Below are 25833 nucleotides of genomic sequence, written 5' to 3'. Positions count from 1 at the left end.
TCAAAGCGTAAAATGCTAGGAATATCAAGGTAAAATCATACTAATTTTTTAAACGTTCATTCGCTCAATTGCTTACTTTTTCTATCATACACAATTTTTTTAAAAATCTTATGCCAAATCAGCCACAACTTTTTAACCAATCTTATGCCAAATCAGCATAAAATTTTTTATCAAGATGTACTACAATGGTGGCGAGAAATGGCAGAATGCAAAACCAGGCGGCCGACTGGGAAACGTTTTCTTTGCTCACTTCTTATAGTAAATAATTGTCTTTGAAAGGTACTGTTATCAATGTTTTGAAAAAGTTTTCTTTTTCACTTGACAAAAGTTTGTGCAAATATTATTATGTATGTGTAAGTTGTTACAAGGAATTATTCATTGGAGGATAACAGAACATGGAAGCCTTAGTGTTAACTGATAAGAAGAAGTTGGAATTGAAGGACATCGAAAAGCCTGTCTTGAAGCCAGACGAAGTTTTGATTCACACTGCCTTTGCCGGTATCTGTGGAACTGACCACGCTTTGTATGCTGGTGAACCAGGATCAGCCGATGCTGTTCCACCAATCGTTTTGGGACACGAAAACTCAGGTGTTGTTAAGGAAATCGGTTCTGCTGTTACCAACGTTAAGGTTGGCGACCGCGTTTCAGTTGACCCTAACATCTACTGTGGACAATGTAAGTTCTGCCACACTGGCCGTCCTGAATTGTGCGAAAACTTGTCTGCTATTGGAGTAACTCGTGATGGTGGTTTCGAAGAATACTTCGCAGCTCCTGCATCAGTTGTTTACCCTATCCCTGACAACGTTGACTTGAAGTCAGCAGCCATTGTTGAACCAATTTCATGTGCCATCCACGGTATGAAATTGTTGAAGCCATCACCATACCAAAAGGCTTTGGTTATCGGAGACGGATTCATGGGTGAATTGTTTGTTCAAATCTTGCAGGCATACGGTATCCACCAAGTTGACTTGGCTGGAATCGTTGACGAAAAGTTGAAAATGAACAAGGATTTGTTCAACGTTAAGAACACATACAACACTATGAACGGCGACAAGATCCCTGCTGGAGAATATGACGTTGTAATCGAAGCTGTTGGTATGCCACAAACACAAGAATCAGCCATCGAATCAGCTGCCCGTGGTGGTCAAGTTTTGATGTTCGGTGTTGGTGGACCTGATGCTAAGTTTGAAATGAACACTTATGAAGTCTTCCAAAAGCAGTTGACTATCCAAGGTTCATTCATTAACCCTAACGCATTCGAAGACTCATTGGCATTGCTTTCATCTGGTAAGTTGAACGTTAAACCATTGTTGTCACACGAATTGGATTACAACCAAGTTGACGATTTTGTTAACGGTCGCTTAGGCGTTGTTTCTAAGGCCGTTGTTAAAATCGGTGGTGAAGAGGCCTAAATTTTATGAATAATGCAAAGCGGACAATTTCTTGGACCGCTGCCCTGAGTTACTTTGCTTTTTCTTTGGTAATTAACTCAATGGGTAACGTGCTAACAATTGTTACCAGTCAAAAAATTCATCCGTCAATTTTAGGTTCTGCCTATTGGACAGCTGCTCAAAATGGATTAAACCACTCATTACATGGTAATAGTACAACACTATCCATCGTGTTCTTCGTGGTTGGTATGTTAATCGCTGTTTTGAACATGGTTTTGGAGCACCGCATCGATATCAAGCGTTTCCTTGGAAACTTAGCTTTCATGGTTCCTTTCTCGGCCTTGATTTCAGTCTTTGCAAATGCTTTCTCAAAGCTCTTACCGGAAGCTCACAGTTGGCCAATGGTTGCCTTCTACATTTTCTTGAACTTCTTTGGTGTTTCCTTAATTGCGATTGCCATTTCAATTTATCAGCGGACCAACATCGTTTTGCACCCTGCTGATGATTTGATGCAGGTTCTTCGATTCAAGTACTTCAAGGGTAATGCCGGCATCGCCATGTGGGTTTCTTATATCCCACCTACCATTATTGGTGTTATCGCCTTGATTATGGTTCCTGATTTTACCAACTATGGTATTGGAACCGTCTTCGCCTTCCTCTTCCAGGGAAGTATCACTGGATGGGCAGACACACGTATCTTTAGCAAGTTAAAGCACCAGGGAATCGCTATCGACTAAGATAGTCTCCCTCAATTGAAAGGACGGGTTATATTATGGCCTTTACTGATTATTTTGATGACATTCAACACGTTGGAATTCCAACAGCCGACTTGGACCGCGCTGAAAAGTTCTGGACAAGCATCGGTTTTGAAAAGACCGGTGACTTTAAGGAAGGCGGCCCAGTTAAATTCTTTAAGTACGGTCACCTCGTTATTGAAACGTGGTTGTCTGATGAAGGAACTGGCAAACCCGGTTCAATCAACCACATCTCAATGAACACTTCTGATGCTGATGCAGCCTTTGTAGCAGCAAAGGAACAAGGATTGGATTTGATTGATTCAGAAGTACAACACCTTCCCTTCTGGGATAACGGTATTAAGTTCTTCAATGTTCGCACCCCAGATGGTGTAACCTTGGAATTCTGTGAAATCGTCAAGGGTTAATTCATAAATCGGGAGCCTCAACTACTATTCGGTAGTTGAGGCTTTTTTGTATCTTCTATTTATGATTAATCGGCAGTTGAAAAATATCCATTACTTTTATCAAGCTTTTAAGGCTCTTTCAGATCGCTTTATTTTAATTCGTCCAGTCATTTCTATCGGTCATATACGCGTAAACAGCCTCACTAGTCATTGCTCATTAGAACACCAGGACACAGAAAAAAGCCTGAAACCATTCGGTAACAGACTTCTTGTCATCATTTTATTTATTATTTATGCTTCTGACTTTAATTCAGCAACGTACTGATAGGCTTCTTGACCAGCCAAACCACCATCGCCAACAGCAGTCGTGATTTGACGCAAGTTCTTAGCACGAACGTCTCCAGCAGCAAAGATACCTGGAACAGCGGTTGCCATCTTGTCATCCGTCTTAATCCAGCCACGGTCATCAGTAATTCCCAAATTTTCAAATACCTGAGTATTTGGCTTGAGACCAACATAGATGAAGATTCCACTTTGATCAACAACCTGATCCTCACCAGTTTGGTTGTTATGCAGCTTCAACTGTGAAACAGCCTCGCCATCACCTTCAATAGCGGTGACTTCAGTATTCCAGACAAAGTGCATGTTTTCCTGCTTCTTTGCGCGCTGCTGCAAGATTGGCTGGGCCTTTAGCTTGTTATCGCGAACATAAACCGTAACGTCCTTAACCACATCAGCTAAGTACAGCCCTTCCTCGACAGCGGAATCGCCACCACCGACAACCGCAACGCTTTCACCCTTAAAGAAGGCACCATCGCAGACAGCACAGTATGAGACACCCTTGCCTTGGTATTCTTCCTCACCGTCAACACCCAAGTGGATATGTTCAGATCCAGTCGCAATAATCAAAGCCGGTGCTTGAAAATCACCCATATCAGTGTGGACCAATTTTTCATTTTTATCTAAAACTTCCACACCAGTAATCATGCCAAATGAGTATTCAGCGCCAAACTGCGTTGACGAAGCATACATTTTTTCGGCCAAATCAGGACCCATAATGCTATTATAACCAGGATAATTTTCAACTTCGGCAGTATTATTCATCTGCCCACCATAAATCCCCTGGTCAAGCATTACAGTCTTTAAGTCCGCCCGTGAGGCATAAGTAGCGGCCGTCATTCCGGCTGGGCCAGCACCAATGATGATAACATCATATTGCTTGACTTCTGTCATGATAAACGGAACCTCCTTTTTTATTATGACGTCTATTGTACCTTGAATTTGTTCTTTTGTCTAATTTTAACCAACAAAAAAGAGGTATACCACCTCTTTTGTTTTTGCTGAATTTTACAATTTAGCTGCAAGCTCTTTAATATAAGCGCGGAGCTGATCCTTTGTTTGTGGATGCTTCAAACCAAATTCAATATTGGTTTCCAAGAAACCAATCTTAGAACCAATATCATAACGGTCACCCTTGAATTCATGGGCATAAACGTGTTGACGATTATTTAATGAATCAATGGCATCCGTCAATTGAATTTCGCCACCTTTACCAGGCTTTGTTTGTTCCAATTCTTCGAAAATCTCAGGTGTTAATAAGTAACGACCAATGATTGCCAAATCAGAAGGGGCGTCTTCAGGCTGAGGCTTTTCAACGAATGACTTAACCCGATACAAACCATCTTCTTTCACCTTAGCGGCAGGATCAATCACACCGTATTCAGATACTTGATCATGAGGAACTTCCAAAACTGCCAAAGTTGATTCACCAGTTTCGTGATAACGTTCAATCAATTGCTTTGTCAATGGCACTTCATCTTGCATTAAGTCGTCACCCAAGAGCACAACGAATGGTTCGTCACCAATGAAATCCTTGGCTGTTAAGATGGCATCACCCAAGCCCTTTGGATGTGACTGGCGAATGAAGTACATGTTGATATCAGTCGTCTCTTCGACAAGCTTCAACAATTCCAACTTGTTCTTTTCGCGCAAGTTGTTTTCCAATTCTGGGTTTGAATCAAAGTGGTCTTCGATTGAACGCTTTGACTTTCCATCGACAACAACAATGTCTTCGATTCCAGAAGCAATGGCTTCACGAACGATATATTCAATCGTTGGTGTGTCAACAATTGGTAGCATTTCCTTAGCCAAGGCCTTTGTGGCTGGCAAGAAACGAGTTCCCAAACCAGCGGCCGGGATAATGGCTTTACGTACAGGTTTCATACTTTCCTACTTTCATTAATGACGCCAAAGGCGTCGAAGTATTCTATTGTTATTATAACAAATATATGGTCAATCTTCAGCTTTTAATGGGCGAGTCATTAGTAATTTAATTTGCTCTTCAATCTGAGCCCCTTCATACAAGACCTGATACAAAGCAGTTGTAATGGGTAAGTCAAGCTGATGAGCCTGCTGGTATTCATAAACTGCCTTCACGGTATTCACCCCTTCAATTACCATGCCCATCTCTTCTTGGACCTGATTTAACGACTGACCCTGCCCCATGGCAAAACCAGCACGGTAATTACGTGAGTTTGACGACATACCAGTCACAATTAAATCACCAATGCCGGCTAGTCCTAAGAAGGTCTCGGGCCGAGCCCCCATTTTTTGACCTACCGCACGCATTTCGACCAAGCCACGTGTCAGGAGGGCTGCCTGGGCATTGACGCCGTAGCCTAAACCAACGAGCATTCCAGAACCCAAAGCAATAATATTCTTTAGCGCCCCACCTAACTCTGATCCCAATAAATCATGGTTGGTATATGGTCGGAAGTTTTCACTAGCCAACGCTTCCTGCAAAACAATCGTAGCGGCTTCGTCAGTGCCGCCAATAGAAACTGCAGTCAAATCACCCTTAATCACATCTTCAGCATGTGATGGACCAGAAATAACGACTAAGGATGAATAATTTTGGCTGGGCACGGCCTCTTCAATCATTTGAGAAATCCGTAAGTGCGTTCCCTGTTCCAACCCCTTCGTGGCATGAGCCAAAATCACTTGTTGATCCAAATTTTGCAAAACCTCTGCTAGTTGGGTTCCAACGGAACGAATTGCCTTCGTTGGTACCACCATTAAAACAACATCGGCATCCGCTACAGCAACCTGCATATCAGCAACCGCTAATAAGTTCTCTGACAAAGTTGCGCCAGGTAAATAATGGTCATTTTGGTGGTGCTCATTAATTTCATCAACCTGGTCTTCACGGTGTGACCAGATATTAACAACTACGTTGTTTTTCGCCATTGTATTGGCAAGGGCGGTTCCCCAGGAGCCAGCCCCTAAAACAGCGACTTTAGTCATGCTTTTTTGCCTCTTCATCTTCTTTTTCATTAACTTGCATTGCGGCACTCATCCGCTTCTCAAGTGTTTCTAAGGCATCATAGCCCATGTTTTGTGTCCGGAACTTAACGGCCGCTGCATCAATAACGGAGGCAGTATTTCGTCCTGGTGTCACCGGTACAACCATCTTCTTAATTTTGACTCCGAGAATATCAAGGGTATCATCCTCATTTCCCAAACGATCAAAATTTTCTTCGCCAATTTTACCATTTGATAGGTGAATATTAAGCATAATTGAAGCATGAGAACGGACAGAAACAGCACCGTAAACCTGCTGAACATCAATAATGCCAACACCACGAACTTCCATCAAGTTACGCAAAACTTCCGATGGTTGCCCAATCAAGCGTTGCTCATCTTCTTGGTGAATATCAACACGGTCATCAGCAACCAAACGCGCTTTACCCTGTTGAATTAGTTCCAGAGCGGATTCGGTCTTGCCAATTCCAGCATCACCGGTAATTAAGACTCCTAATCCGTGCACATCAATCAAAACGCCATGGACAGACTGCCGTGGTGCTAACTCACCCCCAAGGTAGTAGGTCATGTTCGACAAGATTTGTGATGAAGTCAAACGAGTGTTTAAAATGGGAATCTGAGCCTCTTCTGCTGCTTGCTTCAATTCATCAGCAATTGGCAAGTTCGTTGAAACCACAAAGGCTGGTGTTTGCTTGGAAGCCATTTTCCGATAAACCATCAATAACTCGTCATGGCTCATTCGGTCTGAAAAAGAAGTTTCCGTGATTCCCAACAACTGCACCCGTTCAGGAGCATAATATGTAAAGTACCCCGTCATCTCCAAGCCTGGCCTAGAAATATCTGCAGTAGTAATCACTCGATTTAAATAATCGTGACCAGCTACAATTGTTAAGCGAGTGTTATCAACTAAGTCTTTAACTGTTACGGTTGCTTGCGCCATTTTTTACCTCCGCACCGAAATCTTCGTTTGACCCATGAATAAGAAATTAGCCACGGTCAACAATATTGCGACCAGCATTGCCCAGCCAAAAGAGGCAAAGGCAAAACCATGAATGATATGTGCTGTTAATTCTAGCAGCGCTGTATTAATAATTAATAAAAAGAATCCTAACGAGATGATGACTAATGGTAGTGAAACAAAGACCAAGATGGGCTTGATCAAACGATTCAATAAGGCGAGCAGCACTGCTGCCACCAAAGCGGTCATCATGTTCGCTAAAACAAAACCGTTTGGAAACAGTAACGCACAGGCCAGAAAGACAGCCATATTAATCGCCGCTTGCATGATAAAACGCATAGGCCCTCCTTTAGTAAATTTATTTCCTACCTCCTATTATAACAAAGTTTCCTACCACAAAAAAAGGAACCCAAAGGGTCCCTTTTGCTCTATCAAATTAGATTTCTCTCAAATTAGATAAAGTAGTTATAGCCTGGGTTCAATTCAATAATCTTACCCGTACGCTTATAAACAATCCATTCAGCGATGTCGGTTGTATAGTCACCAATACGCTTGATGTAACCGGCAATCACTAAGTAGTCAGCTGCTGAATCAACCAATTCAGAATCTTCCTTCATTCCATTGACGGAATCAGTTCGAATCTGAGCGGCTGCATTCGACAACTGGTGGTTCTTGGTCGCGATGTTTTCAGCACCCAGGGCATCGTTCTTCACGTAGTAACCCATGACTTCTGAAACCATTGAGGCAACCAATTCACCCATTTCACCCAACTGCTTTTCAACAGCCTTCATGTGCTTCGTTCCCTTAACACGGATGGTTGACGTAGCAATGTTTCGTGCCTGGTCACCCATTCGTTCCAAAACAGAAACGGCCTTCAAAATCGTCACGATTTCACGCAAATCAGTTGTCACCGGTTGGTACAAAGCAATCATTTCAAATGACTTCTTTTCCAAAGCGGCTTCCCGTTCATTAATCTTATAATCATGATCAATAATCTTGTGGGCACCATCGCGATCGTGCTTAATAAAGGACTGAACAGATTCCTGAATGGTCTTGGCAACCTGTTCACCCATTTCCGTAAAAGAAGTATCCAAATCAGCTAATTCTTCATCAAATAATCGACGCATGACAAATTCCTTTCATGTAACCTGTTTTTCTCTAATAACAGTAGGGCATTTTAAAAGCAAAGATATTTTTTGAACAGCCTGAACGATGGGCTTCACTAACCAATCATCCAGTCACTTTTTATCCAAAGCGACCAGAAATATAATCGGCAGTTTCCTTTTTCTCGGGCTCCAAGAAAATCTTACGAGTGTCCCCAAATTCGACCAAGTTTCCACTAAGGAAGAAAGCCGTCTTATCAGAAATTCGTGAAGCTTGTGATAAGGAATGGGTCACAATAATCATGGCATATTGGTCACGGAGTGACAGCAGAGTTTCTTCGATGTTGTGAGAAGAAACGGGATCCAAAGCTGATGTTGGTTCATCGAGCAACAATACGTCCGGCTTTGTAGCTAAAACACGGGCAATTGAAACACGCTGTTGTTGTCCACCAGAAAGACCAAGAGCTGATTTATTCAATTCATCCTTCACTTCGTCCCAGATAGAGGCTGCCTTTAATGACTCCTCTACTGCTTGGTCCAAAGTCTTCTTATCCTTCACTCCAGCTAAACGCAGGCCAAAGGCAACGTTGTCGTAGATGGAGAATGGAAATGGATTTGGCTGTTGGAAAACCATTCCAACGCGCTTACGCAAATCAACGGTATCCGTTGTTGGCGCATAAATATCCTTCCCAAGAAGGTTGAAAGAACCCGTCACAGTGACATTTTCTTCCAAATCATGCATCCGGTTTAAGGCTCGCAAGTAAGTTGTCTTACACGATCCAGATGGGCCAATCAAGGCAGTAATGCCCTTGTTGGCAAAATCCAAATCAATGCCATGTAAGGCTTCCTTGTCTCCATACCAGAGCTTGACGTTACGAGTTTGTAAGATTGTTTCGCTTTGTTTTGTCATCCAAAATTACCTGAAATATAATCGTTGGTCAATTGCACCTTAGGACGGGTAAAGATCTTACGAGTCAAATCGTATTCAATTACCTTACCTTGGTGCATAAAGGCCGTGTAGTCAGAAATCCGGGCTGCTTGCTGCATATTGTGCGTCACGATAATAATCGTATAGTTTTTCTTCAGCTCCAGCAAAGTATCTTCAAACTTAGCAGAAGAAATTGGATCCAAGGCTGATGATGGTTCATCAAGCAGCAAGATATCAGGCTTTAAGGCCAAGGCACGGGCAATCACCAATCGCTGGGCTTGGCCCCCTGACAATGAAAGCGCTGATTTGTTCAACTCATCTTTAACCTGGTCCCACAAAGCAGCTTGCTTTAACGTTGTTTCCACAATCTCATCGAGCTGTGCCTTGGTATACTTACCGCGGCGAGTCAAGGGAAAGGTAATGTTGTCATAAATTGACTTAGCAAATGGGTTTGGCCGTTGGAAAACCATTCCAATGTGGCGACGCATTTCATAGACATCAATATCCTTTGAGTTGATGTCCAATCCACGGTACCAAATATGGCCGGTAACATTGGCAACACCATCGTTCATCCGGTTCAATGACCGCAAAAACGTTGACTTACCTGACCCAGATGCTCCAATCAAAGAGGTAATCTTGTAGCGTTCAAAACGCAAATCCCCTTCACTTAGGGAAAGGTTATCGCCATAACTCACTTGCAAGTTTTCAGTTGAAAGGGCAATTTCATGCTTATCATCCTCCATTGGAATGATATAGCGTTCCGGTGCCTTTTCAGGAATAAAATCTGATACTGGCTTTAATTCTTGACTCTTATCTGTCATGCTAACCTCACGATTTTGTCAACTTCTTATAGAGAAGTGTTCCCAAGCGACGTGCACTAAAGTTAAAGAGCAATACCACGATAATCAAAACCGCTGATGCTCCCGCTGACACAAGTGATAAATCCGGCATAATTCCTTCCGAATTAATCTTCCAAATGTGCACGGCCAAAGTTTCGGCTGGTCGGAAAGGTGACAATGGTGATGCCAAGTTAAATGGGTTCCAGTCACCAAAGTCCAATGAAGGTGCCGATTGACCAGCTGTAAAGATCAATGCAGCAGCTTCACCGAAGACACGTCCCGCAGAAATCACAACTCCTGTCACAATGGATGGTACCGCTGCTGGCAAGATGATATGAATGACTGTTTCAAATCGTGAAAGACCCAAAGCCGCTCCAGCTTCACGTTGCAGGTTTGGAATTTGGCTCAATGATGTTTCGATTGAACGGGTCAAGATTGGCAAGTTAAAGAATGTCAATGCAATGGCCCCAGAAATAATGGAGAAACCAAGCTTCAACTTCACAACGAAAATCAAGAATCCAAACAACCCAACAACAACAGAAGGCAATGATGACATCACTTCGATTGCTGTACGAACCATTGACGTCCAAACCGTTGGCTTGGCATATTCATTCAAGTAAATAGCCGCTCCAAGAGCGATTGGGAATGAAATCAGCATAGCCAAAATCAAGAGATAGAAAGAATTGAACAACTGAATGCCAATTCCACCACCAGCTTCAAATGACCGAGCTTGTGCAGTCAAGAAGTGCCATGATAAATGAGGCAATCCTCGAACCAAGATAAAGGCTAGCATTGCTGCCAGCACCAACGCTACTGAACCAGCGATTCCGTAAATCACGGCTGTAGCAATTTTATCAGTAGTTTTTGCTTTCATTACTTCAGTTCTCCTTTTCGACCAATCCAGCGAATCAAGAGGTTAAAGACGAGAGACATTAGAAGTAAGATCATTGCTAATGACCACAAGACGTTGTTTTGCAACGTACCCATGACCGTGTTTCCAATTCCCATCGTCAAAACGGAGGTCAAGGTTGCTGCTGGTGAAACCAGAGAACCTGGCATCTTGGCCGCATTTCCGATAACCATTTGAACAGCCAAAGCTTCACCGAAGGCACGAGCCATTCCAAAGACAATGGCTGTCAAGATTCCTGGTGTTGCTGCCCGCAAAATCACCTTATAAATCATCTGCCAACGTGTGGCTCCAATTGCCAAGGCTGATTCACGGTAATAGCGAGGAACGCCCTTTAAGGCATCGACAGTCATAGAAGTAATGGTTGGTAAAATCATGACGAACAAAACAATTGTTCCTGACAAAATTCCAAGACCGGTTCCGCCAAAAATTGAACGAACAGCTGGAACCACAACGGCCAAACCAATAACACCATAAACAACGGAAGGAATTCCAACCAACAATTCGATGACTGGTTGCATAATACGAGAACCACGTTTCTTAGCAATTTCAGTCATAAAGACTGCTGTTCCAATTGCGAATGGCGTAGCAATAATGGCAGCCAAAACGGTTACCGCAAGAGAACCAGTAATGAGCGGTAATGCGCCAATTCCTGGCTGACCAGTCTTAGGGTCAACAACACTCGGATTCCAATTCGTTCCAAAGAGAAACTTACTAACTGAAACTTTATTGGTCGTAAAGGTGGCTAACCCCCGAGTGATAACAAAGCCGAAAATTAAGACAACCACCGCAGTGATTAGAATTAAGGCAAGAGCCGAGATAAACTTTCCAAATCGGTCTTGCTTGGTTGACAACGAAGTTTTTTTAATTTTTTCGGTAATAAGATCCATTGTCTGCCTTACCCCTTCTGCTTAGCGGTAATGTTACCATGCAGGTCACGCTCAATCTTCATATTTGAGTTTGAGATGTAACCCAACTTTGGCACGTACGTTTTCTGTACACGATCTGAATTAAAGAAATCCAAGAACTTAGCAACTTCACCTGTTGGCTTGCCGTTCGTGTAAATGTGTTCATATGACCAGATAGGGTAAGCCCCATCTTCAACATTGGCATCGGTAGGTGCGACACCATTAATGTTTGCCCGAACAACATCATTTGACTTATAAGCAAAGGCAACGTAAGAGATAGCTCCCGGAGTGCTTTTAACAATTGACAAGACCATTCCTGATGAATCTTGTTCTTGTGCAGGAGCACTCTTTTTGCCACCCATAGCCCACTTTTCAAAAGCAGCCCGAGTTCCGGAACCGGCGGCACGGTTAACTAGCACGATTGGCATGTCTTTTCCGCCCAGTTCACTCCAATTTTTAATTTTACCGGTAAAGATATCGGTTAACTGTGCTAGTGTCAAATTTTTGACACCGGCTTGCTTATTAATGATTGGCGCAATTCCAACGACTGCGACTCGATGATCAACTAAATTCTTTGTATCAATCCCCTTCTTTTCTTCAGCGTAGAGATCTGAGTTTCCAAGGGAAACAGCTCCTTGCGCTATTTGTGACAGACCCGTACCACTTCCACCACCTTGAACGGTAATGGAGACACCAGGGTGAGAACGTTGATAGTCCTCCCCGGCAGCTTCAACCAAAGGTTGCAGTGCAGTTGAACCAACTGCAGTAATGGGTGCGGTGTTGGCTTGCTTGTCTCGGTTTTGATAGGCAATTCCCAAGATAATAGCAAGTACAACGACGACAGAGGCCACTATCCATGACCCGCGATGCGATCTTTGCATGATTCCTCTTCTCCCAACTGGGTGCAAAAGATTATCCTACAACAACAAGTATCTATTCCAAACTAATCCGAATAATTTGTGTGAAAATGAATCATTCACTTCAGTTAAGAACAAACACATTATAACAAAAAAAAAGCGTTTTATAACGCTTTTTAATATTAATTTATTATTACTATTTCTAAATAATAGGTTCGTCAGTAAGCCCGTCATTATCGTGATTTTCTGCACTTTTGCTATCACTTTCGTCAGGACCGGCATCAACGGCTGGCTCATCGCCAATACCATAAGCATTTCGCACTTGTGTATAGATATCTTCCTTCAAAGCAGCGTGCTCAGGATCATCCAAATATTCCTTGGCCTTCTCGCGACCTTGACCAATTCGTTCCCCATTATAGGCATACCATGCACCGGCCTTATCAATGATGTCTTGGTCAACGGCCAAGTCAAGAATTTCGCCAGTTTGTGAAATTCCCTTTCCATACATGATATCAACTTCGGCAACCTTAAAGGGTGGCGCAACCTTGTTCTTCACAACCTTGACCTTGGTCAAGTTACCAGTCACATCAGAACCATCTTTAATTTGAGTTGATCGACGGACTTCCAATCGAATGGTCGAGTAAAACTTCAAGGCACGACCACCAGGCGTTGTCTCGGGATTACCAAACATCACGCCAACCTTTTCACGAATTTGATTAATAAAAATTGCAATCGTTCCCGTTCGGTTCAAGGTTCCAGCTAACTTCCGTAAAGCTTGAGACATCAACCGCGCCTGCAAACCAACGTGAGCATCCCCCATTTCACCTTCAATTTCCACACGAGGAACCAAGGCAGCCACGGAATCCACTACAACCATGTCAACGGCACCAGATTGAACCAAGGCATCAGCAATTTCCAATCCCTGTTCACCAGTATCCGGCTGTGACAGCAGCAATTCATCTTTTTTAACACCTAAAGCTTCAGCATACTTCACGTCCAAAGCGTTTTCGGCATCTATATAGGCAGCCGTGCCACCATTTTTTTGAATTTCAGCTACTGCATGCAGGGCAATCGTCGTCTTACCTGATGATTCAGGCCCGTAAACTTCAATAATCCGTCCCTTTGGATATCCTCCGACGCCCAGAGCCACGTCCAATTTAACAGACCCTGATGGCGAAGTTTCAACCTGCGTCAAGGCGTTATCGCCCAACGTCATAATTGAACCCTTTCCAAAGTTTTTTTCAATTTTCTTTAAAGCTTCATTTAAGGCAGCCTGACGGCCGTCCTTCTTGTTATCATCGCTTGTCTTTTTTGCAACCATGCTTGATACTCCTTAAATGTCTATCAACAGTGTACGGACTTTTTCAACAAAATGCAAGGGCTTTTGCGAACATTTGTTCGCATCATTTTTGACCTTATTTAATTGGACGAAAAAAGCGCTTAAAGCGCTTATAGTCCGTCTGCAAAAACCGAGCGGCTTTTCCAGAAATATTCGATTCCTGAATAAATTGTAAAGAAAACGGCAATATACAAGAGGACTTGACCGATTGGAAAATTCACAATTGCAAATGGCCAATCCTTTAAGTAGAGGAAGAAAATGGCAAACATTTGGGAAAATGTTTTAATCTTACCTGGCCAGGCAGCAGCCATGACTGCTCCATTGTTTTCAACAACCAGAGTTCGCAAACCAGTTACTGCTAGCTCCCGGATAACAATGACTGCTGTAACCCAAGCTGAAACTTGGTGAAAGGCGGTCAGGTAAATCAAAGCAGTCATAACCAACAGCTTATCAGCTAATGGATCAAAGAATTTACCGAAGTTGGTTACTAAGTGCTTTCGACGAGCAATTTGCCCATCTAAGAAATCAGTAATACAAGCAACGGCAAAGACAATGGCTGCCAGGACCCATGAAAAGGTCAAGTCTAAATCAGTATTCACAACTGCTGAGCCTTTTGAAAAAATCAAAAGGAGCATGAAAACTGGAATCAAGATGATTCGAAAGACCGTTAGTTTATTTGGTAGGTTCATTTTGTTCTCACTTATTCAAATTCAAGACAACGTTCCAAGTCGTTGGAGCTGGGTTCGTTGGCAAGTTTGGTAAATCAATATGTTGGTTGTTAATCGTTAAGTTAACGTGGCTAACCTGCGAAACTTGAATATTCACAATCGCCGTATTGGCTGGAATTTCAACGCTCTTTTCATCAGCTTGGTTCAACCAAGCGTTGTATAAGACCTTACCGGTTCCATCAGTTACCTTAAACATCGAACCGCCATTTTGGCCCTTAGCAACAATGGTATGCGTATTGGCCAATTGTCCGCTAACAGTATAGGTGGTTGTCAACTGAGCCGTGTTCGTGGTTGCAGTTCCGAGGTTAATACCACCGTTAGCACTTGAAGAGGAAACCACTGATGACGATGATGACTGTGGTACCGATGACGATGCAACCTCAACTTGGTTGCCACCGTTAGATGAATAAGAGCCTGAACTTGCCCGTGTTACCACAAACCAAGCAACCAGCAAAATGGCAACAACGATAATTGCTATCCAAATTCTTGGGATAAAACCACGAAAACGTGACTTAAAGGCCTCTGAATTATTAACCCCTGCTCGAACGACACCGTCTTCATCACGGTGTGCATGAGATAAATCACTAGTCACCTGTGGGTCAAATTGAACTTCATCAAAAAGGTCATCAGGGTTTAAACCGACAGCTTCAGCAAATTGCTTAGCAAATGCCCGAGCATAAAACTGACCAGGTAAGACATCCTGTTCACCATCTTCAATCGCTTGTAAGAAACGGGGTTGGATTTTGGTCATTTCGGCCAATTGGTCGATTGTATAACCCTTTTCCAATCGTGCTTCTCGTAACTGTTGACTAACTTCACTTGCTAAATATTCAGCCATTTTTTCTCTTACTTTTCTAATACTAAGCGAGTCAAACGACCACCTTCAAAAAGCCGTTTGCCGCACTGGACAACATCATCTAAGCAAAAACGTGTTATTATGTTCATTTTATCAAATAGTGATACCCCATACAAGGCTAAATCCTCGTCTAAACCAAGGCGATCCGGGCGATTTTGGCTAGCCAAAGTTTGCCCAGCCAAAGCTTTTTGCAACCGGGTAAAATCAGTCTGACTTTCAGCTAAACTGGCGGGTGCTTCTGCTAGTCTTTTCAGCAAATATTCTTGAACCTGATCTTGATTTTCACCATCTGCAAAAAAAGTTAAATACTGGTATGGGCCAAAATTACTATACTCATAATCAAAATCATCACCGAAGATTCCTTTTTCATAAGCGTCTTGGAACCACCCCGTTTGATCACCAAATACTAAGTCCAAGGCCAGTTCGCCTAATAGGATTTCTTTAACACGTTCAATTCCTGAAATATCCTCAAGGCGACTTGGTAAGCGAAGACCATAGGCCCCTTTTTCTAGCGATAGTCCTTGCTCCTTTTGTGCTGCAAAGGTCACCTGTTTTGCCAAATCTTCTTTTGCTACCAAGACAGTTTCTGTCTGACTACTGATTTGTTCTTGTTGCTCTTTAATAAAAGCGATTAATTCATTGATATCAAAGTCGCCAACAACGGTTAACACTAAGTTTTGGGGCTGGTAAAAGCCAGCATGAATTTGATAGAGCAAATCAGGAGTAATTTCTTGCAGACTGTCCTTGGTTCCTGCAATATCTTGGCTTAACGCTGATTTTGGGTACAGTAGTCCGATAATTCCCTGGTACAATTGCCAAGCCGGATCATCCTGATAAAGCTTAATTTCTTCCTCAATAATCCCCCGCTCGCGAACGACTTTTTCTTTCGTAAAATAAGGATCTTGGACAAAGCTCATTAGCCAAGCCAAATTTTCTAGGATTTGGCTAGTAGCAGTAAAATAATACGTTGTTTGGTTTGGACCAGTAAAGGCATTGGCATCAGCTCCCAGCTCCGTAAAGCGAATTAAAGCGTCACCATCTTTTTTATCAAAGATTTTATGTTCTAGAAAGTGTGCAGTGCCGGCAGGAATAGCAACCTGTTGTTCACCATTCACCGTCATCGCCGTCGTTAACGACCCAAAACGAGCAGTCAAGGCCGCCAAAAATTGGTGATAACCCGGTTTTTTAATCAGATTAACCGTCAGGCCCTCTTTCGTTTGAAAAACGAAGGGCTGTTCTTCATGATCATTTGTTTCCAAAAGATTCCCCCTTTTCCCCAGGTGCCAGAACAAAGCGGCTTTGCAAGATTAAGTCCTTGGCAACATCCTGCACATCCGCTACTGATACGTGATCGATTGCGGATAGAAAATCAGTAGTACCCTCTTTGGCCTGACGCAAGAAACGATCAGCCTGACGAACAGCCAGATAAGTCTGGAAATCTTGGCGAATTAAGTACTCATTTTTCAAGCTTTGCTTGGCATTCTCAAGCATTTCTGCTGCAATCTGGCCTGCAGCCAATGTCTTCAGTTGAACCTGAATCAGTTCTTCAACCAAATCAACCTGGTCAAAATCAAAACCAGCCACAACGGTCAAAATCGCTAAGTCCGGCTGAAAGCGCGACGAAATATTATAAGCTAAACTATTTTTTTCTCGGACCTCAGTAAAAAGCAGACTGGCTGGGCTAGCACCAAAGATTGTGTTCAACACTAAAGTTGCATAATAACGTGGACCATTATCGTGTAGGGACAGCCCCTTCACCTGAAAATTTTGCACCAAAACTGCCTGTTGCCAGTCTACCTTTTTTACAAGCTTTCTTTGACCGGCAGCTAACAACTGGGGAATCTGCGCTGAATAGTTCTGGTCAACAGCACTCTTTTCCTTGCGACCAATATCAGCCCAAGGCCAAGCAGATAACTGCCTTGTCAATTGATCAAACTCTAAGTCCCCGACAACCGAAATCACGACTTGATCTTCGGCTAACAGCTCTTGCTGTGCCCTCTGAACATCCTGTAAAGTCAGTTGATCCAATTCCTCAATTGATCCTAAGATTGATTCCCGGACAGCAGCATCGGCAAAGGTTAACTCACGCGATTGGTCCAAAGCAAACGCCACCTTATCATCCTGGCGACTTAAAATCGCTTGCCTCAAGTTCTGTCGCTCCTGATTAAACGTTGTTTGGGCTTGGTCACTTTCCCAATCAAAATCAAAGAGCATTGCTTGCAAAAAATTTAAAATTTGCTCCAAAAGCTGATTTGAATTTGGTAACAGACCCGGTTTGATAAATTGAATCGAAACCGTTAAAAGGTCCAAATCGCCAAGCGTTGCCACCTTTGTTTGAAAGTTAGCCCCAAAGGCATCAATCATTGCCAAAGAAACCGTTCGTTGGTCTGGAAACGCCTTCGAAGAGACTGCCATCAAGTAGGACAAGAGCGCCCGTTTGGTCGCAATAGCCTTCTTAGCCTTCGTCGCAAAGGTCACATTAACATGGATTGTTTTAAATTGCTTAGTTGGCTGGTAAGCCAGCTGGACGCCAGGCGCCACCATCGTCTTTTTTATCATATAACCATCTTACTCGGTTTTAGCCAAAGAAAAAACGCCCGTAGGCGTTTTTAATACTTTCTCAATTAATTTTGTGCAAACCACTTATTTTCCAAAGTTGAAACAAAGCCGCTCTTAGTTAACTTCGTCAATTCCTTGTTAACTGCTTCCTTGAGTTCAATATCACCCTTACGGAAACCAACAACATCTTCCGTTTCTGGGAAGTCCCCCTTTAAGATTTCATAATCCGCTGGGTTAGCCTGGTGGTTAATGTAATAACGAGCGTAATCCTCATCAACCAATAGGCCATCAATCCGATTAGCGTTTAAATCAGTAAAGGCCTTGTCAAAGGTGTCATACTCAACTGGCTTTTGTCCCTTAATATACTGCTTCAAAACCTTGGGCTGATCGTTCAATGACGATTCACCAGAAGAACCGGTTTGAACGCCCAAGACTTTACCGGACATATCAGAAAACTTATTAATGCCCTGGCCCTTCTTAACAACAACGGAAAGAGCTACCTTGTGGTAAACCTGTGAAAAGGCAACCTGTTTTGCTCGAGCAGGTGTCTTGGTATAGCCGTTCCAAATAGCATCAATATTACCGGTATTTAACTCAGTTTCCTTCATGGACCAATCAATTGGTTGCCAATTAACCTTGATGCCCAAATCAGAAAAGACCTTATCAGCCAAATCGATATCAAATCCTTCCAACTTTCCAGAAGAATCCCGGAAACCCATTGGAACGAAGGTATCATCCAAACCAATCGTAATCACTTTTTCCTGCTGAATCTTGGTCCAATTGTCTTTGGTGTTGGCATCATTATCTGACTTAGGTTTGGAAAGAAAGGCAACACAACCAGCCACCACGGCCAGAAAGACCACAATCACAGCCGTATTAACAATGATTTTCTTTTTCATCGTAATCATTAGCGCTGGACCTCCTTTTCAAAGTCAAAGACTGTATCCGCCACCTTATCGGCAAATGGCAAATCGTGGGTCACGACTAATTGAGTAACCCCAGCCTTCTTCAAGGCTAGCATCACCTGGCTAACCTGGTCAGTGGTCTTTTCATCCAGACCTGAGGTTGGCTCATCATAAGCGATAATTTGTGGATCCATCGCAAGTGCCCGAGCAATGCCTACTCGCTGCTTTTGACCACCAGACAACTGGTAAGGATATAAGTTAGCTTGGTCCGTCAATCCTAAAGTTGAAAGCAACTCGTCAGCCTTCTGATTTGCTTCCTTCTCGGACATTTTCTTGACTGTCATCGGTGCCAAAGTCAAATTCTTCTTGACTGTCAAATGTGGGAATAAATTAAAGTCCTGAAAAATCAGTCCAATCTTTGCTGCCAAGGCAGAATCGCCAACTTGGTAAGCCTGGCCGTTTAAATCAATCTCACCAGCACTAGCATCCTCTAAACCGGTTAAGGTCTTAATGAAAGTTGTTTTACCGGAACCGGATGGCCCAACAACTACTAGGATTTCACCATCAGCCATCGTCAGTGATAAGTCTTTAAAAATCACATTATCGCCATAGGCTTTTGTTAAATTTTTAATTGCAATCATAGTCTTACCTCCAAGCACTCAAGCGCTTCTCGCTACGGCGTAGGACAATCGTAACGACTGCTACCATGGCCAAGTACATCAAGCCAACAATTAAGTATGGTACCAATGAAACGTCTCGGCTGGCTGCAATCGAACCGGCTCGCAAGATATCGCCCAATCCAATCACATAAATCAAAGACGTATCCTTGACCAAGTTAACAACTTCATTTCCAAATGATGGCACCACAATTTTAATCACTTGTGGCAAGATAATCTTGAAAAAAGTTTGCACCTTATTCAAGCCCAAAACCTGGGCGGCATCGAATTGTCCCTGTGGGATGGCTTGAAGGCCACCACGGAAAATTTCTGCCAGGTAAGCGGCATAGTTAATAATAAAGGCAAAGGCCGCGGCATCAAACCGTGAGAAGGAAATGCCAACCATTGATAAGCCATAGTAAATAAAAATCAACTGCAATAAGAGTGGCGTTCCCCGCATCAACCAAATATAGCCGTTTACCAACCAACGAACACTAAAGTATGGTGATCGCATTGCCAAAGATACTAAAATCCCCAACGGAATTGAGCCAATGATTGTAATAAAGAAGACCCCCAGGGTCATTTGCAAGCCAGAGGCAATGCTTGGTAGTACTTCAAAAAAATATTTCATCAGGATTTCCCCACTTTCACTGTCAAACTATTAAAACGATGGGAAATAAAAAAGCCCCCTAAGTGCTAAGCACTTAGAGGGCGAATAGACGCGGTCCCACCTCATCGTTGTTTCTTTATTACTAAAGAAACCTCGTGGTGTTAGTTTCCTAACAACCGGTGCGATAACGGGCACAGCCGATGCTACCTACTCAAGGTTCAATAGCACACTCCTAGGTGTGGTTCACCAACAATTCCTGCTTACTCTCAATTGCCGTAAGCTTCCTGAAAAGAATTTGCTAGCTACTCGTCTAGTCAACGTTTTAATTGAGGCCATTATAACCCTGGCCCGGTAAAAAAAGCAAGCTTAAATTAATCTTTGATACAAAGACCAAGTTGGGTAATAGCCTAAAGCCGCCAACACTAAGTTCAAAGCCGCTGTTGGAAAAACATCTTGAATGATAAAAGAAAAAAGTGACAAATTAGCAATATTAATCATTGAACCGGCAAAATAAGTCACAACAAGATAGGTCAATAAGCCCACCAATAGCAAAAGCATCCCAGACATTAAGCGTTCATCAAAATAGGGACGTAGCTTATCCATCAAAATCGTGGCAGCCAAAAAGGCAACCGTATAGGTTCCAATAATGCCCGTATAATAAACATCAAAAAGTAAGCCAAACACGACTACATAAAAATAATAAGGCACGAAGCTTGTCGCCTCAAATTGGATGGCGTAGAAAAACCAAATCAACGTGAGCGTTGGAATAATATGAAAAGGCGAATGGAGTAAAAAAACACCAAACGAAGACATAATATTTCCATCGATGAAAAACAAAAGAATTAAAATCAGCGGATACACAATCCGAAATCGAATAAATTGCCAACCTGCCATATTATGACCCTACCTCTGTCCTGGCCACTAAGACGGTACTCAAACTGCTCAAATCAGAGCTCGATTGAATATAAATCTTACGTGATAGACCGTAATCATCGGTGGTGACCTTTGCCACCTTACCAATCAGAATACCAGACGGCATTGATCCACCTAATCCTGAAGTAACAACCGTATCACCAGGGTTAATCGTCTGACTTTCAGTGACCTGACCCATAATCAACAATTTCTGATCTGCATCATAGTCAGTAATAATCCCGTTAACATCACCTTGACTACCCTTAACCGTGATTGCAAAGCGGTTTGTATCCTCGCTCGTATCAGAAATCAACGTCACCTTCGAATTAACCGTATTCACTTCTGAAATACGACCGATCAAGCCAGAATCACCAAGGACGGGCATGCCCTTCTTCAATCCTGATTTAGCACCCTTATTGATCACAAGCTGTGACTGCCAAGTTGTAGGCGAGCGAGCAATCGTTACGGCAGAAATTGTTTCATAATCCGTCAACGTCGCTTTCAAGCCAAGCTGCTTCTTCAACGACTTATTTTCCTCTTCCAAGGTTTGCATCTTAACCTGATTTTGCGCATAGCCGTCTAACTTAGCCTTTAATTTCTTATTTTCGTCAAATGTTGACATCAAATTGGAAATTGAATTGGCCCGTGTCCCAATGGCATTCGTTGGCACAGCAATCACGCGTGAAATACCACCAGTAATATCATTAATTGCTCGCTGAAAGAAAGGAGGTGTATTTGTTTTATTGGCCCACCAATTTGATCCGGTAATCAAGCCAACAATAACCATGACTGAGACCATTAAAATCACAGCCGTTTTGGATGAAAATAACTTACGCATGGAATAATCCTTTTCACACCAACTGCCTTGAAAAGAAAAACGCAGCGCAAGCGCTACGCTTTTTGGCAGTTTACCTAACTTGTCTTATTAGTTTCGTTGCAAAACGTCCAAAGACTTCAATGATTCACCAACCCCCTTGACGACGGCATCCAAAGGATCTTCCGCCACGATTACGGGAACCTTCGTAATTCCTTCAATCAAAGTTGACAAACCGCGCAATTGTGCTCCGCCACCAGTCAAGACCATTCCATGATCAATTACATCGGCAGAAATTTCAGGTTGTGTTGACTCCAATGTTTCACGAATTGAGTTAACCACTTCGTTAATTGGGTCTTGGATTGCCGTTGCCACGTCATAGGCCGAAACTTCAATAGTCTTTGGCAAACCGGTCAGCAAGTCACGACCACGAGCCGTCGTTGGTTCCATCATTTTGGCATCTTCCAAAGAAACATTTCCAACTTCAATCTTCAAACGCTCAGCGGTTGATTCACCGATTGCCAAGTTGTTATTGTTACGGACAAATGATGAAATTGCTTCGTTGAGCTTGTCGCCCGCAAAACGAGTTGAACGAGCTGCAACAATACCACCAAGTGAAATCGTTGCAACATCTGTGGTTCCACCACCAAAGTCAACAACCATTGAACCAGTTGGTTCCATAACTGGCAAACCAGCACCAATGGCAGCCGCAAATGGTTCTTCGATGACATAAGCATCACGCGCACCAGCGACACGGGCAGCATCAATCACTGCACGACGTTCAACCGCCGTAATACGGGCAGGTACCCCAAGTGTCACGTATGGCTTACCAACGCGGCCTCCTAAAGCCTTCTTCAAATAATAAGAAATCATGGCAACTGTCGTGTCATAATCAGCAATAACGCCATCACGCATTGGCCGAATAGCTGCGATACTTGCAGGCGTACGACCGAGCATGTCGCGGGCTTCAGAGCCAACGGCAATCACTTCTTGCGTTTCAGTGTTACGTGCAACAACTGAAGGTTCACGTAAAACGATTCCCTTTCCTTCGACGTATACATAAGTATTTGTCGTTCCTAAGTCAATACCAACGTTATGTTGTCCAAATGATAATGCCACGATTTTGCCTCTCAATTAAAGTCGACACCCGAAAAAACCGAGTCCGGCCATTTTTAATATAGTTTACTTAAATAGTATTGTAGCATATTTTAATCACTACAACAGTCTATTTTGCCTGAATATATGTCACTTTTCCTGCTCTTTGAGCGATTCCCTTCACTGTGTTTTGATAGGGAAAAGCAGACCAGGCCTTCTGAAATGCAGGAAAAGTTTCGGGATCAACATCAAAATGATTAATTTTCCCATCTTTTAAATCGCTTAGTGCCTGAGCAAAATCCATTTACCACTCCTTTTTACTGCTTATATTCTTTCAAAAAATCAGCAACTTTCTGATCAGCAATTGTCCATGCGTTTTGACCATCAATCCATTGTAACCCCGGAATTTGATGACGCCAATAGGTTAATTGTCGTTTGGCATAGCGCCGTGAATTTTGTTGGATGGTTGCTACAACTTCTAAGAGTGTCTGTTGTCCCTCAAAAAAAGGGTAAAATTCAGCATAGCCGATGCCACGACCAGCCTGCAGATTCAAACCGCCTTGGTCATATAGGCCTTTGGCTTCTTTCTCAAGCCCCTGATCTATCATAAGCTGAACACGACCATTGATGCGCTCATATAGGAGCCCTCTTGGCCAATCTAAGGCCAAAATGAGTCCAGTATAGTCTGGACGCTTAGGCCGATTAGCTTGCCCGTGACGGGCGATTTGAATTGCTCGAATGACCCGCTCCTTATTTTGCAGATCAACTCGATTCAATAATTTCTCGTCAGCCAATTGCCTCAATTTGACTTGCAGTTCCTCTAAAGGTTTTTTCTGATCTTCTCGAACCTCGTCTTCGTCTGATTTGGCAAAATCCAATGGCTGAAAACCCAGCAGTGCTTTGACGTAAAAACCGGTCCCACCAACCACAATTGGGACTCGCCCTGAATTAACCGTTTCTAAAATTGCCTGATCTGCCAATGAGAGGAAATCAGCCACCGAAAAATCAACAGTTTTATCTGCCACATCAAGCAAATAATGAGGAATCCCTTCACGTTCTTGAATGGGTGTTTTGGCTGTACCAATATCTAACCCCTGGTAGACCTGCAAAGAATCAGCCGAAATAATGTTACCGTTATACCTTTTAGCTAGCTGGATAGCCAAATCTGATTTACCAGAAGCAGTTGGTCCTGCAATTACAATTACTGGGATTGCCATATTCTACCTCCATTTTACAAATAGGGATTTACAAAGTCTTTTATTTCAACGATAATGTTAAGAAAAGATGGAAAGGAGATTGCGGATGAAAAAAGATTTTAAATTTGGCTTGGCCACAGGCGTGCTTGGCTCAGCCCTAGCCGTTCTTTCAGCCGGCTTTGGCTATAAGAAATTGGTCCAAGAGCCAAAAGAACAAGAACAAGAAAACTATGAAGAGGTTTCCCGTGCTGCAATTCGCAAATCAGTTGCCGCTCATCAATCACGCTTCTAATAGTTACTAAAAAAGAATCGCTAAGCGATTCTTTTTTTTAGCTCTTCTTTTGCTCCGTCACTTGACGGTAGCCACCAGCCATTAAGAAAATTTGGCTCTTAGCCATCCCTTCCTTGCGAAGATGACGTGCAACAGAGCTTGCACCAGATAATGTATCCCCGTACAAGTAAACCGGCATATCTTGGCGCAAACCAGACTTTCCTTGTGAGAAAGTCAATGCTGGCATATTTCGAGCTCCCCTTAAGTGATTACGCTTATAGGGCTCCTTGTCACGGACATCAACCAATTGACCGTGGTTTTCTGCCTGCTGTGCCATAAAGTCTTCTGCCTTTAAGACAGTTCCCCGTTTCTTAGCCATGATGCGCGTGCCAAGGGCACTAACCACATAAAAAACAAACCAAATAACTAAGACCCAGGTGATAACAAGCAAGATATTCATGAAAATGCACTCCAATGCTAAATAATGATACTGCTATTATACCTGATAACAGAGCAGGAAGAAAATCTATTTTAGAAAAAGGATTGACTGTTAACGACCAATCAAAAATTCATTCATCCAACAATTTCACACTAAGACATAAAAAATGGAAAATCTTTTCAGATTTTCCATCAGTCATTTTATTCAGCTAAAAACAGTTGGTTCAATGATTGTACTGCCTTATTTTCGAACAAAACCTTACCATGTTCTGACAAAACAGCCTCATTTAACTTAGCATAACGTCCGAACTCAACAATCGTCGCAGACAAAGTATTGTATTCAGCAGCTGTCAACGAAAGCTTTGTTGAATCCAACACTAAGTAATAATGACCCTTGTAGAAGTAGGCACTATTATCGCCAGTAAATGTTTCCAACCGGTCTGAAAGTGACAAAAGCAAATCAAAATCTGCTAATTCAACAACATCAATACGACCATCAACACTCTTCTTTACAGCATTTTTTTCATCATCGTGCGCCATCAAAGCCATTTTTTGCTCAAATGAAACATCGTCAATTGCTTCTTGGTTAACGACATCATTATCATCATCACTACGCTCACCAACAATGTTTGCTAACAAATCATTTAAAGCGTCTTGATCATCAAGACGGGAAATAAATAATTCCAAGCCATTTTGGTTAGGCAAAACTTGAAAAGAAACTTTGTCATTATCAACAAAATCCTCTTCTGTATCAATTTCAGATAAAATGTTATAAAAGAAAGATTCAATTTTATTACGATCGCTGAGCAAATCACGAACCGAAGTCCCGCGGTCTTGAAGGTCCTCATTTTCAATCATGACCCGAATAGTGTTATCGTTAATTCGTTCCATTTCCATAAGAATTCACCTCAACTTTGATTAACTTCAATGCCAAACCAAAGCATCCTGTTACTATTTACTATATTTTAAACTGTATATAAATAAAAAACAACGGGGGGATTGATATACATCAATTCCCCCGTTGTCGTTATATGTACGGCATCGCATCGTCCTATCCTCGCAGCCAGCGTTCCGGCAACTACTTTCGGCGCTATAGAGCTT

General features: G+C 42.6%; 30 protein-coding genes and 1 other annotated feature. Of the genes, 4 read left to right on the top strand and 26 right to left on the bottom strand.

All coding sequences use genetic code 11. The annotated features are described in order from the left end of the window. The first annotated feature begins 395 nt into the window (after nucleotides 1–395). The 3 genes from FEFB_RS03565 to FEFB_RS03555 are packed head-to-tail and all read left to right on the top strand — an operon-like array spanning nucleotide 396 to nucleotide 2553. Nucleotides 396–1412 carry a zinc-dependent alcohol dehydrogenase family protein gene (locus tag FEFB_RS03565; RefSeq protein ID WP_047974881.1) on the top strand — a complete coding sequence of 339 codons (1017 nt, stop codon included), beginning with the start codon at nucleotides 396–398 and terminating at the stop codon, nucleotides 1410–1412. A gap of 5 nt (nucleotides 1413–1417) precedes the next feature. Beyond that, nucleotides 1418–2128: a fructose permease gene (locus tag FEFB_RS03560; protein ID WP_047974880.1), complete on the top strand. Its 711-nt coding sequence runs from the start codon at nucleotides 1418–1420 to the stop codon at nucleotides 2126–2128. Between the two features lie 35 nt (nucleotides 2129–2163). Then, nucleotides 2164–2553: a VOC family protein gene (locus tag FEFB_RS03555; protein ID WP_047974879.1), complete on the top strand. Its 390-nt coding sequence runs from the start codon at nucleotides 2164–2166 to the stop codon at nucleotides 2551–2553. A 270-nt stretch (nucleotides 2554–2823) separates the two neighbouring features. Here FEFB_RS03555 and trxB read toward each other — a convergent pair whose 3' ends face one another. The 24 genes from trxB to miaA form a co-directional block, all read right to left on the bottom strand. Next, the gene (gene trxB / locus FEFB_RS03550) at nucleotides 2824–3765 is read right to left on the bottom strand and encodes a thioredoxin-disulfide reductase (protein WP_047974878.1); all 942 of its coding nucleotides are present in this window, start codon (nucleotides 3763–3765) and stop codon (nucleotides 2824–2826) included. A gap of 114 nt (nucleotides 3766–3879) precedes the next feature. Next, the gene (galU, locus tag FEFB_RS03545; RefSeq protein ID WP_047974877.1) at nucleotides 3880–4755 is read right to left on the bottom strand and encodes a UTP--glucose-1-phosphate uridylyltransferase GalU; all 876 of its coding nucleotides are present in this window, start codon (nucleotides 4753–4755) and stop codon (nucleotides 3880–3882) included. Nucleotides 4756–4824: 69 nt separating this feature from the next. After that, complete coding sequence (locus FEFB_RS03540) at nucleotides 4825–5835, bottom strand: NAD(P)H-dependent glycerol-3-phosphate dehydrogenase (RefSeq protein WP_047974876.1); 1011 nt, start codon at nucleotides 5833–5835, stop codon at nucleotides 4825–4827. Next, complete coding sequence (hprK, locus tag FEFB_RS03535) at nucleotides 5828–6793, bottom strand: HPr(Ser) kinase/phosphatase (protein ID WP_047974875.1); 966 nt, start codon at nucleotides 6791–6793, stop codon at nucleotides 5828–5830. Before hprK ends, FEFB_RS03540 begins: the two co-directional genes overlap by 8 nt. A 3-nt stretch (nucleotides 6794–6796) precedes the next feature. After that, entirely contained in the window at nucleotides 6797–7150 is a 354-nt protein-coding gene (locus FEFB_RS03530) for a phage holin family protein (RefSeq protein WP_047974874.1), read from the bottom strand. 113 nt (nucleotides 7151–7263) lie between these two features. Then, nucleotides 7264–7938, bottom strand: a complete 675-nt coding sequence (gene phoU, locus FEFB_RS03525; protein ID WP_047974873.1) for a phosphate signaling complex protein PhoU — start codon at nucleotides 7936–7938, stop codon at nucleotides 7264–7266. Nucleotides 7939–8056: 118 nt separating this feature from the next. Then, complete coding sequence (gene pstB, locus FEFB_RS03520; RefSeq protein WP_047974872.1) at nucleotides 8057–8824, bottom strand: phosphate ABC transporter ATP-binding protein PstB; 768 nt, start codon at nucleotides 8822–8824, stop codon at nucleotides 8057–8059. Continuing rightward, a complete protein-coding gene (gene pstB / locus FEFB_RS03515; RefSeq protein ID WP_369795900.1) occupies nucleotides 8821–9585 on the bottom strand; it encodes a phosphate ABC transporter ATP-binding protein PstB in 765 nt (254 codons plus the stop codon). The genes pstB (FEFB_RS03520) and pstB (FEFB_RS03515) overlap by 4 nt, the downstream gene beginning before the upstream one ends. A gap of 85 nt (nucleotides 9586–9670) precedes the next feature. Then, nucleotides 9671–10555, bottom strand: coding sequence for a phosphate ABC transporter permease PstA (gene pstA / locus FEFB_RS03510; protein ID WP_047974870.1), 885 nt, complete (start codon nucleotides 10553–10555; stop codon nucleotides 9671–9673). Then, on the bottom strand, nucleotides 10555–11478 hold the full coding sequence (gene pstC / locus FEFB_RS03505) for a phosphate ABC transporter permease subunit PstC (RefSeq protein WP_047974869.1): 924 nt from the start codon (nucleotides 11476–11478) through the stop codon (nucleotides 10555–10557). Before pstC ends, pstA begins: the two co-directional genes overlap by 1 nt. An 8-nt stretch (nucleotides 11479–11486) precedes the next feature. Beyond that, nucleotides 11487–12377 (bottom strand): phosphate ABC transporter substrate-binding protein PstS family protein, encoded by an 891-nt coding sequence (locus FEFB_RS03500; protein WP_047974868.1) that lies wholly within the window; start codon nucleotides 12375–12377, stop codon nucleotides 11487–11489. 178 nt (nucleotides 12378–12555) lie between these two features. Continuing rightward, nucleotides 12556–13674, bottom strand: a complete 1119-nt coding sequence (recA, locus tag FEFB_RS03495; protein WP_047974867.1) for a recombinase RecA — start codon at nucleotides 13672–13674, stop codon at nucleotides 12556–12558. Nucleotides 13675–13802: 128 nt separating this feature from the next. Next, on the bottom strand, nucleotides 13803–14381 hold the full coding sequence (gene pgsA / locus FEFB_RS03490; protein WP_047974866.1) for a CDP-diacylglycerol--glycerol-3-phosphate 3-phosphatidyltransferase: 579 nt from the start codon (nucleotides 14379–14381) through the stop codon (nucleotides 13803–13805). A 7-nt stretch (nucleotides 14382–14388) separates the two neighbouring features. After that, nucleotides 14389–15258 (bottom strand): RodZ family helix-turn-helix domain-containing protein, encoded by an 870-nt coding sequence (locus tag FEFB_RS03485; protein WP_047974865.1) that lies wholly within the window; start codon nucleotides 15256–15258, stop codon nucleotides 14389–14391. A gap of 8 nt (nucleotides 15259–15266) precedes the next feature. Beyond that, nucleotides 15267–16535: an EF-P 5-aminopentanol modification-associated protein YfmH gene (gene yfmH, locus FEFB_RS03480; protein WP_047974864.1), complete on the bottom strand. Its 1269-nt coding sequence runs from the start codon at nucleotides 16533–16535 to the stop codon at nucleotides 15267–15269. Continuing rightward, the gene (gene yfmF, locus FEFB_RS03475) at nucleotides 16522–17835 is read right to left on the bottom strand and encodes an EF-P 5-aminopentanol modification-associated protein YfmF (protein WP_047974863.1); all 1314 of its coding nucleotides are present in this window, start codon (nucleotides 17833–17835) and stop codon (nucleotides 16522–16524) included. The genes yfmH and yfmF overlap by 14 nt, the downstream gene beginning before the upstream one ends. A gap of 65 nt (nucleotides 17836–17900) precedes the next feature. Then, nucleotides 17901–18743, bottom strand: a complete 843-nt coding sequence (locus FEFB_RS03470) for an amino acid ABC transporter substrate-binding protein (protein ID WP_047974862.1) — start codon at nucleotides 18741–18743, stop codon at nucleotides 17901–17903. Further along, nucleotides 18743–19381 (bottom strand): amino acid ABC transporter ATP-binding protein, encoded by a 639-nt coding sequence (locus tag FEFB_RS03465; RefSeq protein WP_047974861.1) that lies wholly within the window; start codon nucleotides 19379–19381, stop codon nucleotides 18743–18745. Before FEFB_RS03465 ends, FEFB_RS03470 begins: the two co-directional genes overlap by 1 nt. Nucleotides 19382–19385: 4 nt before the next feature. Continuing rightward, complete coding sequence (locus FEFB_RS03460) at nucleotides 19386–20027, bottom strand: amino acid ABC transporter permease (protein ID WP_047974860.1); 642 nt, start codon at nucleotides 20025–20027, stop codon at nucleotides 19386–19388. A 73-nt stretch (nucleotides 20028–20100) separates the two neighbouring features. Beyond that, nucleotides 20101–20333 (bottom strand) — a binding site (T-box leader). Between the two features lie 39 nt (nucleotides 20334–20372). Then, complete coding sequence (mreD, locus tag FEFB_RS03455; protein WP_047974859.1) at nucleotides 20373–20900, bottom strand: rod shape-determining protein MreD; 528 nt, start codon at nucleotides 20898–20900, stop codon at nucleotides 20373–20375. Between the two features lies 1 nt (nucleotide 20901). Then, a complete protein-coding gene (gene mreC / locus FEFB_RS03450) occupies nucleotides 20902–21756 on the bottom strand; it encodes a rod shape-determining protein MreC (RefSeq protein ID WP_047974858.1) in 855 nt (284 codons plus the stop codon). Nucleotides 21757–21843: 87 nt separating this feature from the next. Beyond that, on the bottom strand, nucleotides 21844–22851 hold the full coding sequence (locus tag FEFB_RS03445; RefSeq protein ID WP_047974857.1) for a rod shape-determining protein: 1008 nt from the start codon (nucleotides 22849–22851) through the stop codon (nucleotides 21844–21846). A gap of 106 nt (nucleotides 22852–22957) precedes the next feature. Continuing rightward, nucleotides 22958–23131 carry a hypothetical protein gene (locus tag FEFB_RS08875; RefSeq protein WP_200898274.1) on the bottom strand — a complete coding sequence of 58 codons (174 nt, stop codon included), beginning with the start codon at nucleotides 23129–23131 and terminating at the stop codon, nucleotides 22958–22960. A 13-nt stretch (nucleotides 23132–23144) separates the two neighbouring features. Further along, complete coding sequence (gene miaA / locus FEFB_RS03440; RefSeq protein WP_047974856.1) at nucleotides 23145–24044, bottom strand: tRNA (adenosine(37)-N6)-dimethylallyltransferase MiaA; 900 nt, start codon at nucleotides 24042–24044, stop codon at nucleotides 23145–23147. A gap of 85 nt (nucleotides 24045–24129) precedes the next feature. Between miaA and FEFB_RS03435 the strand changes: the two genes are divergently transcribed. Beyond that, nucleotides 24130–24315 carry a DUF3042 family protein gene (locus FEFB_RS03435; protein ID WP_047974855.1) on the top strand — a complete coding sequence of 62 codons (186 nt, stop codon included), beginning with the start codon at nucleotides 24130–24132 and terminating at the stop codon, nucleotides 24313–24315. A 37-nt stretch (nucleotides 24316–24352) separates the two neighbouring features. Here the strand turns inward: FEFB_RS03435 and FEFB_RS03430 are convergent, their stop codons facing one another. Together FEFB_RS03430 and FEFB_RS03425 are read right to left on the bottom strand one after the other, a co-directional pair. Next, on the bottom strand, nucleotides 24353–24754 hold the full coding sequence (locus FEFB_RS03430; RefSeq protein WP_047974854.1) for a rhodanese-like domain-containing protein: 402 nt from the start codon (nucleotides 24752–24754) through the stop codon (nucleotides 24353–24355). A 179-nt stretch (nucleotides 24755–24933) separates the two neighbouring features. Further along, a complete protein-coding gene (locus FEFB_RS03425) occupies nucleotides 24934–25629 on the bottom strand; it encodes an adaptor protein MecA (RefSeq protein WP_047974853.1) in 696 nt (231 codons plus the stop codon). Between the last annotated feature and the right edge of the window lie 204 nt (nucleotides 25630–25833).

Source organism: Fructobacillus sp. EFB-N1, from assembly GCF_001038455.1.
In the GTDB taxonomy this organism is placed as follows: Bacteria; Bacillota; Bacilli; order Lactobacillales; family Lactobacillaceae; genus Fructobacillus; species Fructobacillus cardui.
Note: the sequence above shows the minus strand (reverse complement) of the source record. Positions and strands in the feature narration are given on the sequence as shown.

What these genes read in the sequence shown, in the direction of transcription:
- FEFB_RS03565 (WP_047974881.1), top strand. Translation starts at nt 396, where the DNA reads ATGGAAGCCTTAGTGTTAACTGATAAGAAGAAGTTGGAATTGAAGGAC.
- FEFB_RS03560 (WP_047974880.1), top strand. Translation starts at nt 1,418, where the DNA reads ATGAATAATGCAAAGCGGACAATTTCTTGGACCGCTGCCCTGAGTTAC.
- FEFB_RS03555 (WP_047974879.1), top strand. Translation starts at nt 2,164, where the DNA reads ATGGCCTTTACTGATTATTTTGATGACATTCAACACGTTGGAATTCCA.
- trxB (WP_047974878.1), bottom strand. Translation starts at nt 3,765, where the DNA reads ATGACAGAAGTCAAGCAATATGATGTTATCATCATTGGTGCTGGCCCA.
- galU (WP_047974877.1), bottom strand. Translation starts at nt 4,755, where the DNA reads ATGAAACCTGTACGTAAAGCCATTATCCCGGCCGCTGGTTTGGGAACT.
- FEFB_RS03540 (WP_047974876.1), bottom strand. Translation starts at nt 5,835, where the DNA reads ATGACTAAAGTCGCTGTTTTAGGGGCTGGCTCCTGGGGAACCGCCCTT.
- hprK (WP_047974875.1), bottom strand. Translation starts at nt 6,793, where the DNA reads ATGGCGCAAGCAACCGTAACAGTTAAAGACTTAGTTGATAACACTCGC.
- FEFB_RS03530 (WP_047974874.1), bottom strand. Translation starts at nt 7,150, where the DNA reads ATGCGTTTTATCATGCAAGCGGCGATTAATATGGCTGTCTTTCTGGCC.
- phoU (WP_047974873.1), bottom strand. Translation starts at nt 7,938, where the DNA reads ATGCGTCGATTATTTGATGAAGAATTAGCTGATTTGGATACTTCTTTT.
- pstB (WP_047974872.1), bottom strand. Translation starts at nt 8,824, where the DNA reads ATGACAAAACAAAGCGAAACAATCTTACAAACTCGTAACGTCAAGCTC.
- pstB (WP_369795900.1), bottom strand. Translation starts at nt 9,585, where the DNA reads ATGGAGGATGATAAGCATGAAATTGCCCTTTCAACTGAAAACTTGCAA.
- pstA (WP_047974870.1), bottom strand. Translation starts at nt 10,555, where the DNA reads ATGAAAGCAAAAACTACTGATAAAATTGCTACAGCCGTGATTTACGGA.
- pstC (WP_047974869.1), bottom strand. Translation starts at nt 11,478, where the DNA reads ATGGATCTTATTACCGAAAAAATTAAAAAAACTTCGTTGTCAACCAAG.
- FEFB_RS03500 (WP_047974868.1), bottom strand. Translation starts at nt 12,377, where the DNA reads ATGCAAAGATCGCATCGCGGGTCATGGATAGTGGCCTCTGTCGTCGTT.
- recA (WP_047974867.1), bottom strand. Translation starts at nt 13,674, where the DNA reads ATGGTTGCAAAAAAGACAAGCGATGATAACAAGAAGGACGGCCGTCAG.
- pgsA (WP_047974866.1), bottom strand. Translation starts at nt 14,381, where the DNA reads ATGAACCTACCAAATAAACTAACGGTCTTTCGAATCATCTTGATTCCA.
- FEFB_RS03485 (WP_047974865.1), bottom strand. Translation starts at nt 15,258, where the DNA reads ATGGCTGAATATTTAGCAAGTGAAGTTAGTCAACAGTTACGAGAAGCA.
- yfmF (WP_047974863.1), bottom strand. Translation starts at nt 17,835, where the DNA reads ATGATAAAAAAGACGATGGTGGCGCCTGGCGTCCAGCTGGCTTACCAG.
- FEFB_RS03470 (WP_047974862.1), bottom strand. Translation starts at nt 18,743, where the DNA reads ATGATTACGATGAAAAAGAAAATCATTGTTAATACGGCTGTGATTGTG.
- FEFB_RS03465 (WP_047974861.1), bottom strand. Translation starts at nt 19,381, where the DNA reads ATGATTGCAATTAAAAATTTAACAAAAGCCTATGGCGATAATGTGATT.
- FEFB_RS03460 (WP_047974860.1), bottom strand. Translation starts at nt 20,027, where the DNA reads ATGAAATATTTTTTTGAAGTACTACCAAGCATTGCCTCTGGCTTGCAA.
- mreD (WP_047974859.1), bottom strand. Translation starts at nt 20,900, where the DNA reads ATGGCAGGTTGGCAATTTATTCGATTTCGGATTGTGTATCCGCTGATT.
- mreC (WP_047974858.1), bottom strand. Translation starts at nt 21,756, where the DNA reads ATGCGTAAGTTATTTTCATCCAAAACGGCTGTGATTTTAATGGTCTCA.
- FEFB_RS08875 (WP_200898274.1), bottom strand. Translation starts at nt 23,131, where the DNA reads ATGGATTTTGCTCAGGCACTAAGCGATTTAAAAGATGGGAAAATTAAT.
- miaA (WP_047974856.1), bottom strand. Translation starts at nt 24,044, where the DNA reads ATGGCAATCCCAGTAATTGTAATTGCAGGACCAACTGCTTCTGGTAAA.
- FEFB_RS03435 (WP_047974855.1), top strand. Translation starts at nt 24,130, where the DNA reads ATGAAAAAAGATTTTAAATTTGGCTTGGCCACAGGCGTGCTTGGCTCA.
- FEFB_RS03430 (WP_047974854.1), bottom strand. Translation starts at nt 24,754, where the DNA reads ATGAATATCTTGCTTGTTATCACCTGGGTCTTAGTTATTTGGTTTGTT.
- FEFB_RS03425 (WP_047974853.1), bottom strand. Translation starts at nt 25,629, where the DNA reads ATGGAAATGGAACGAATTAACGATAACACTATTCGGGTCATGATTGAA.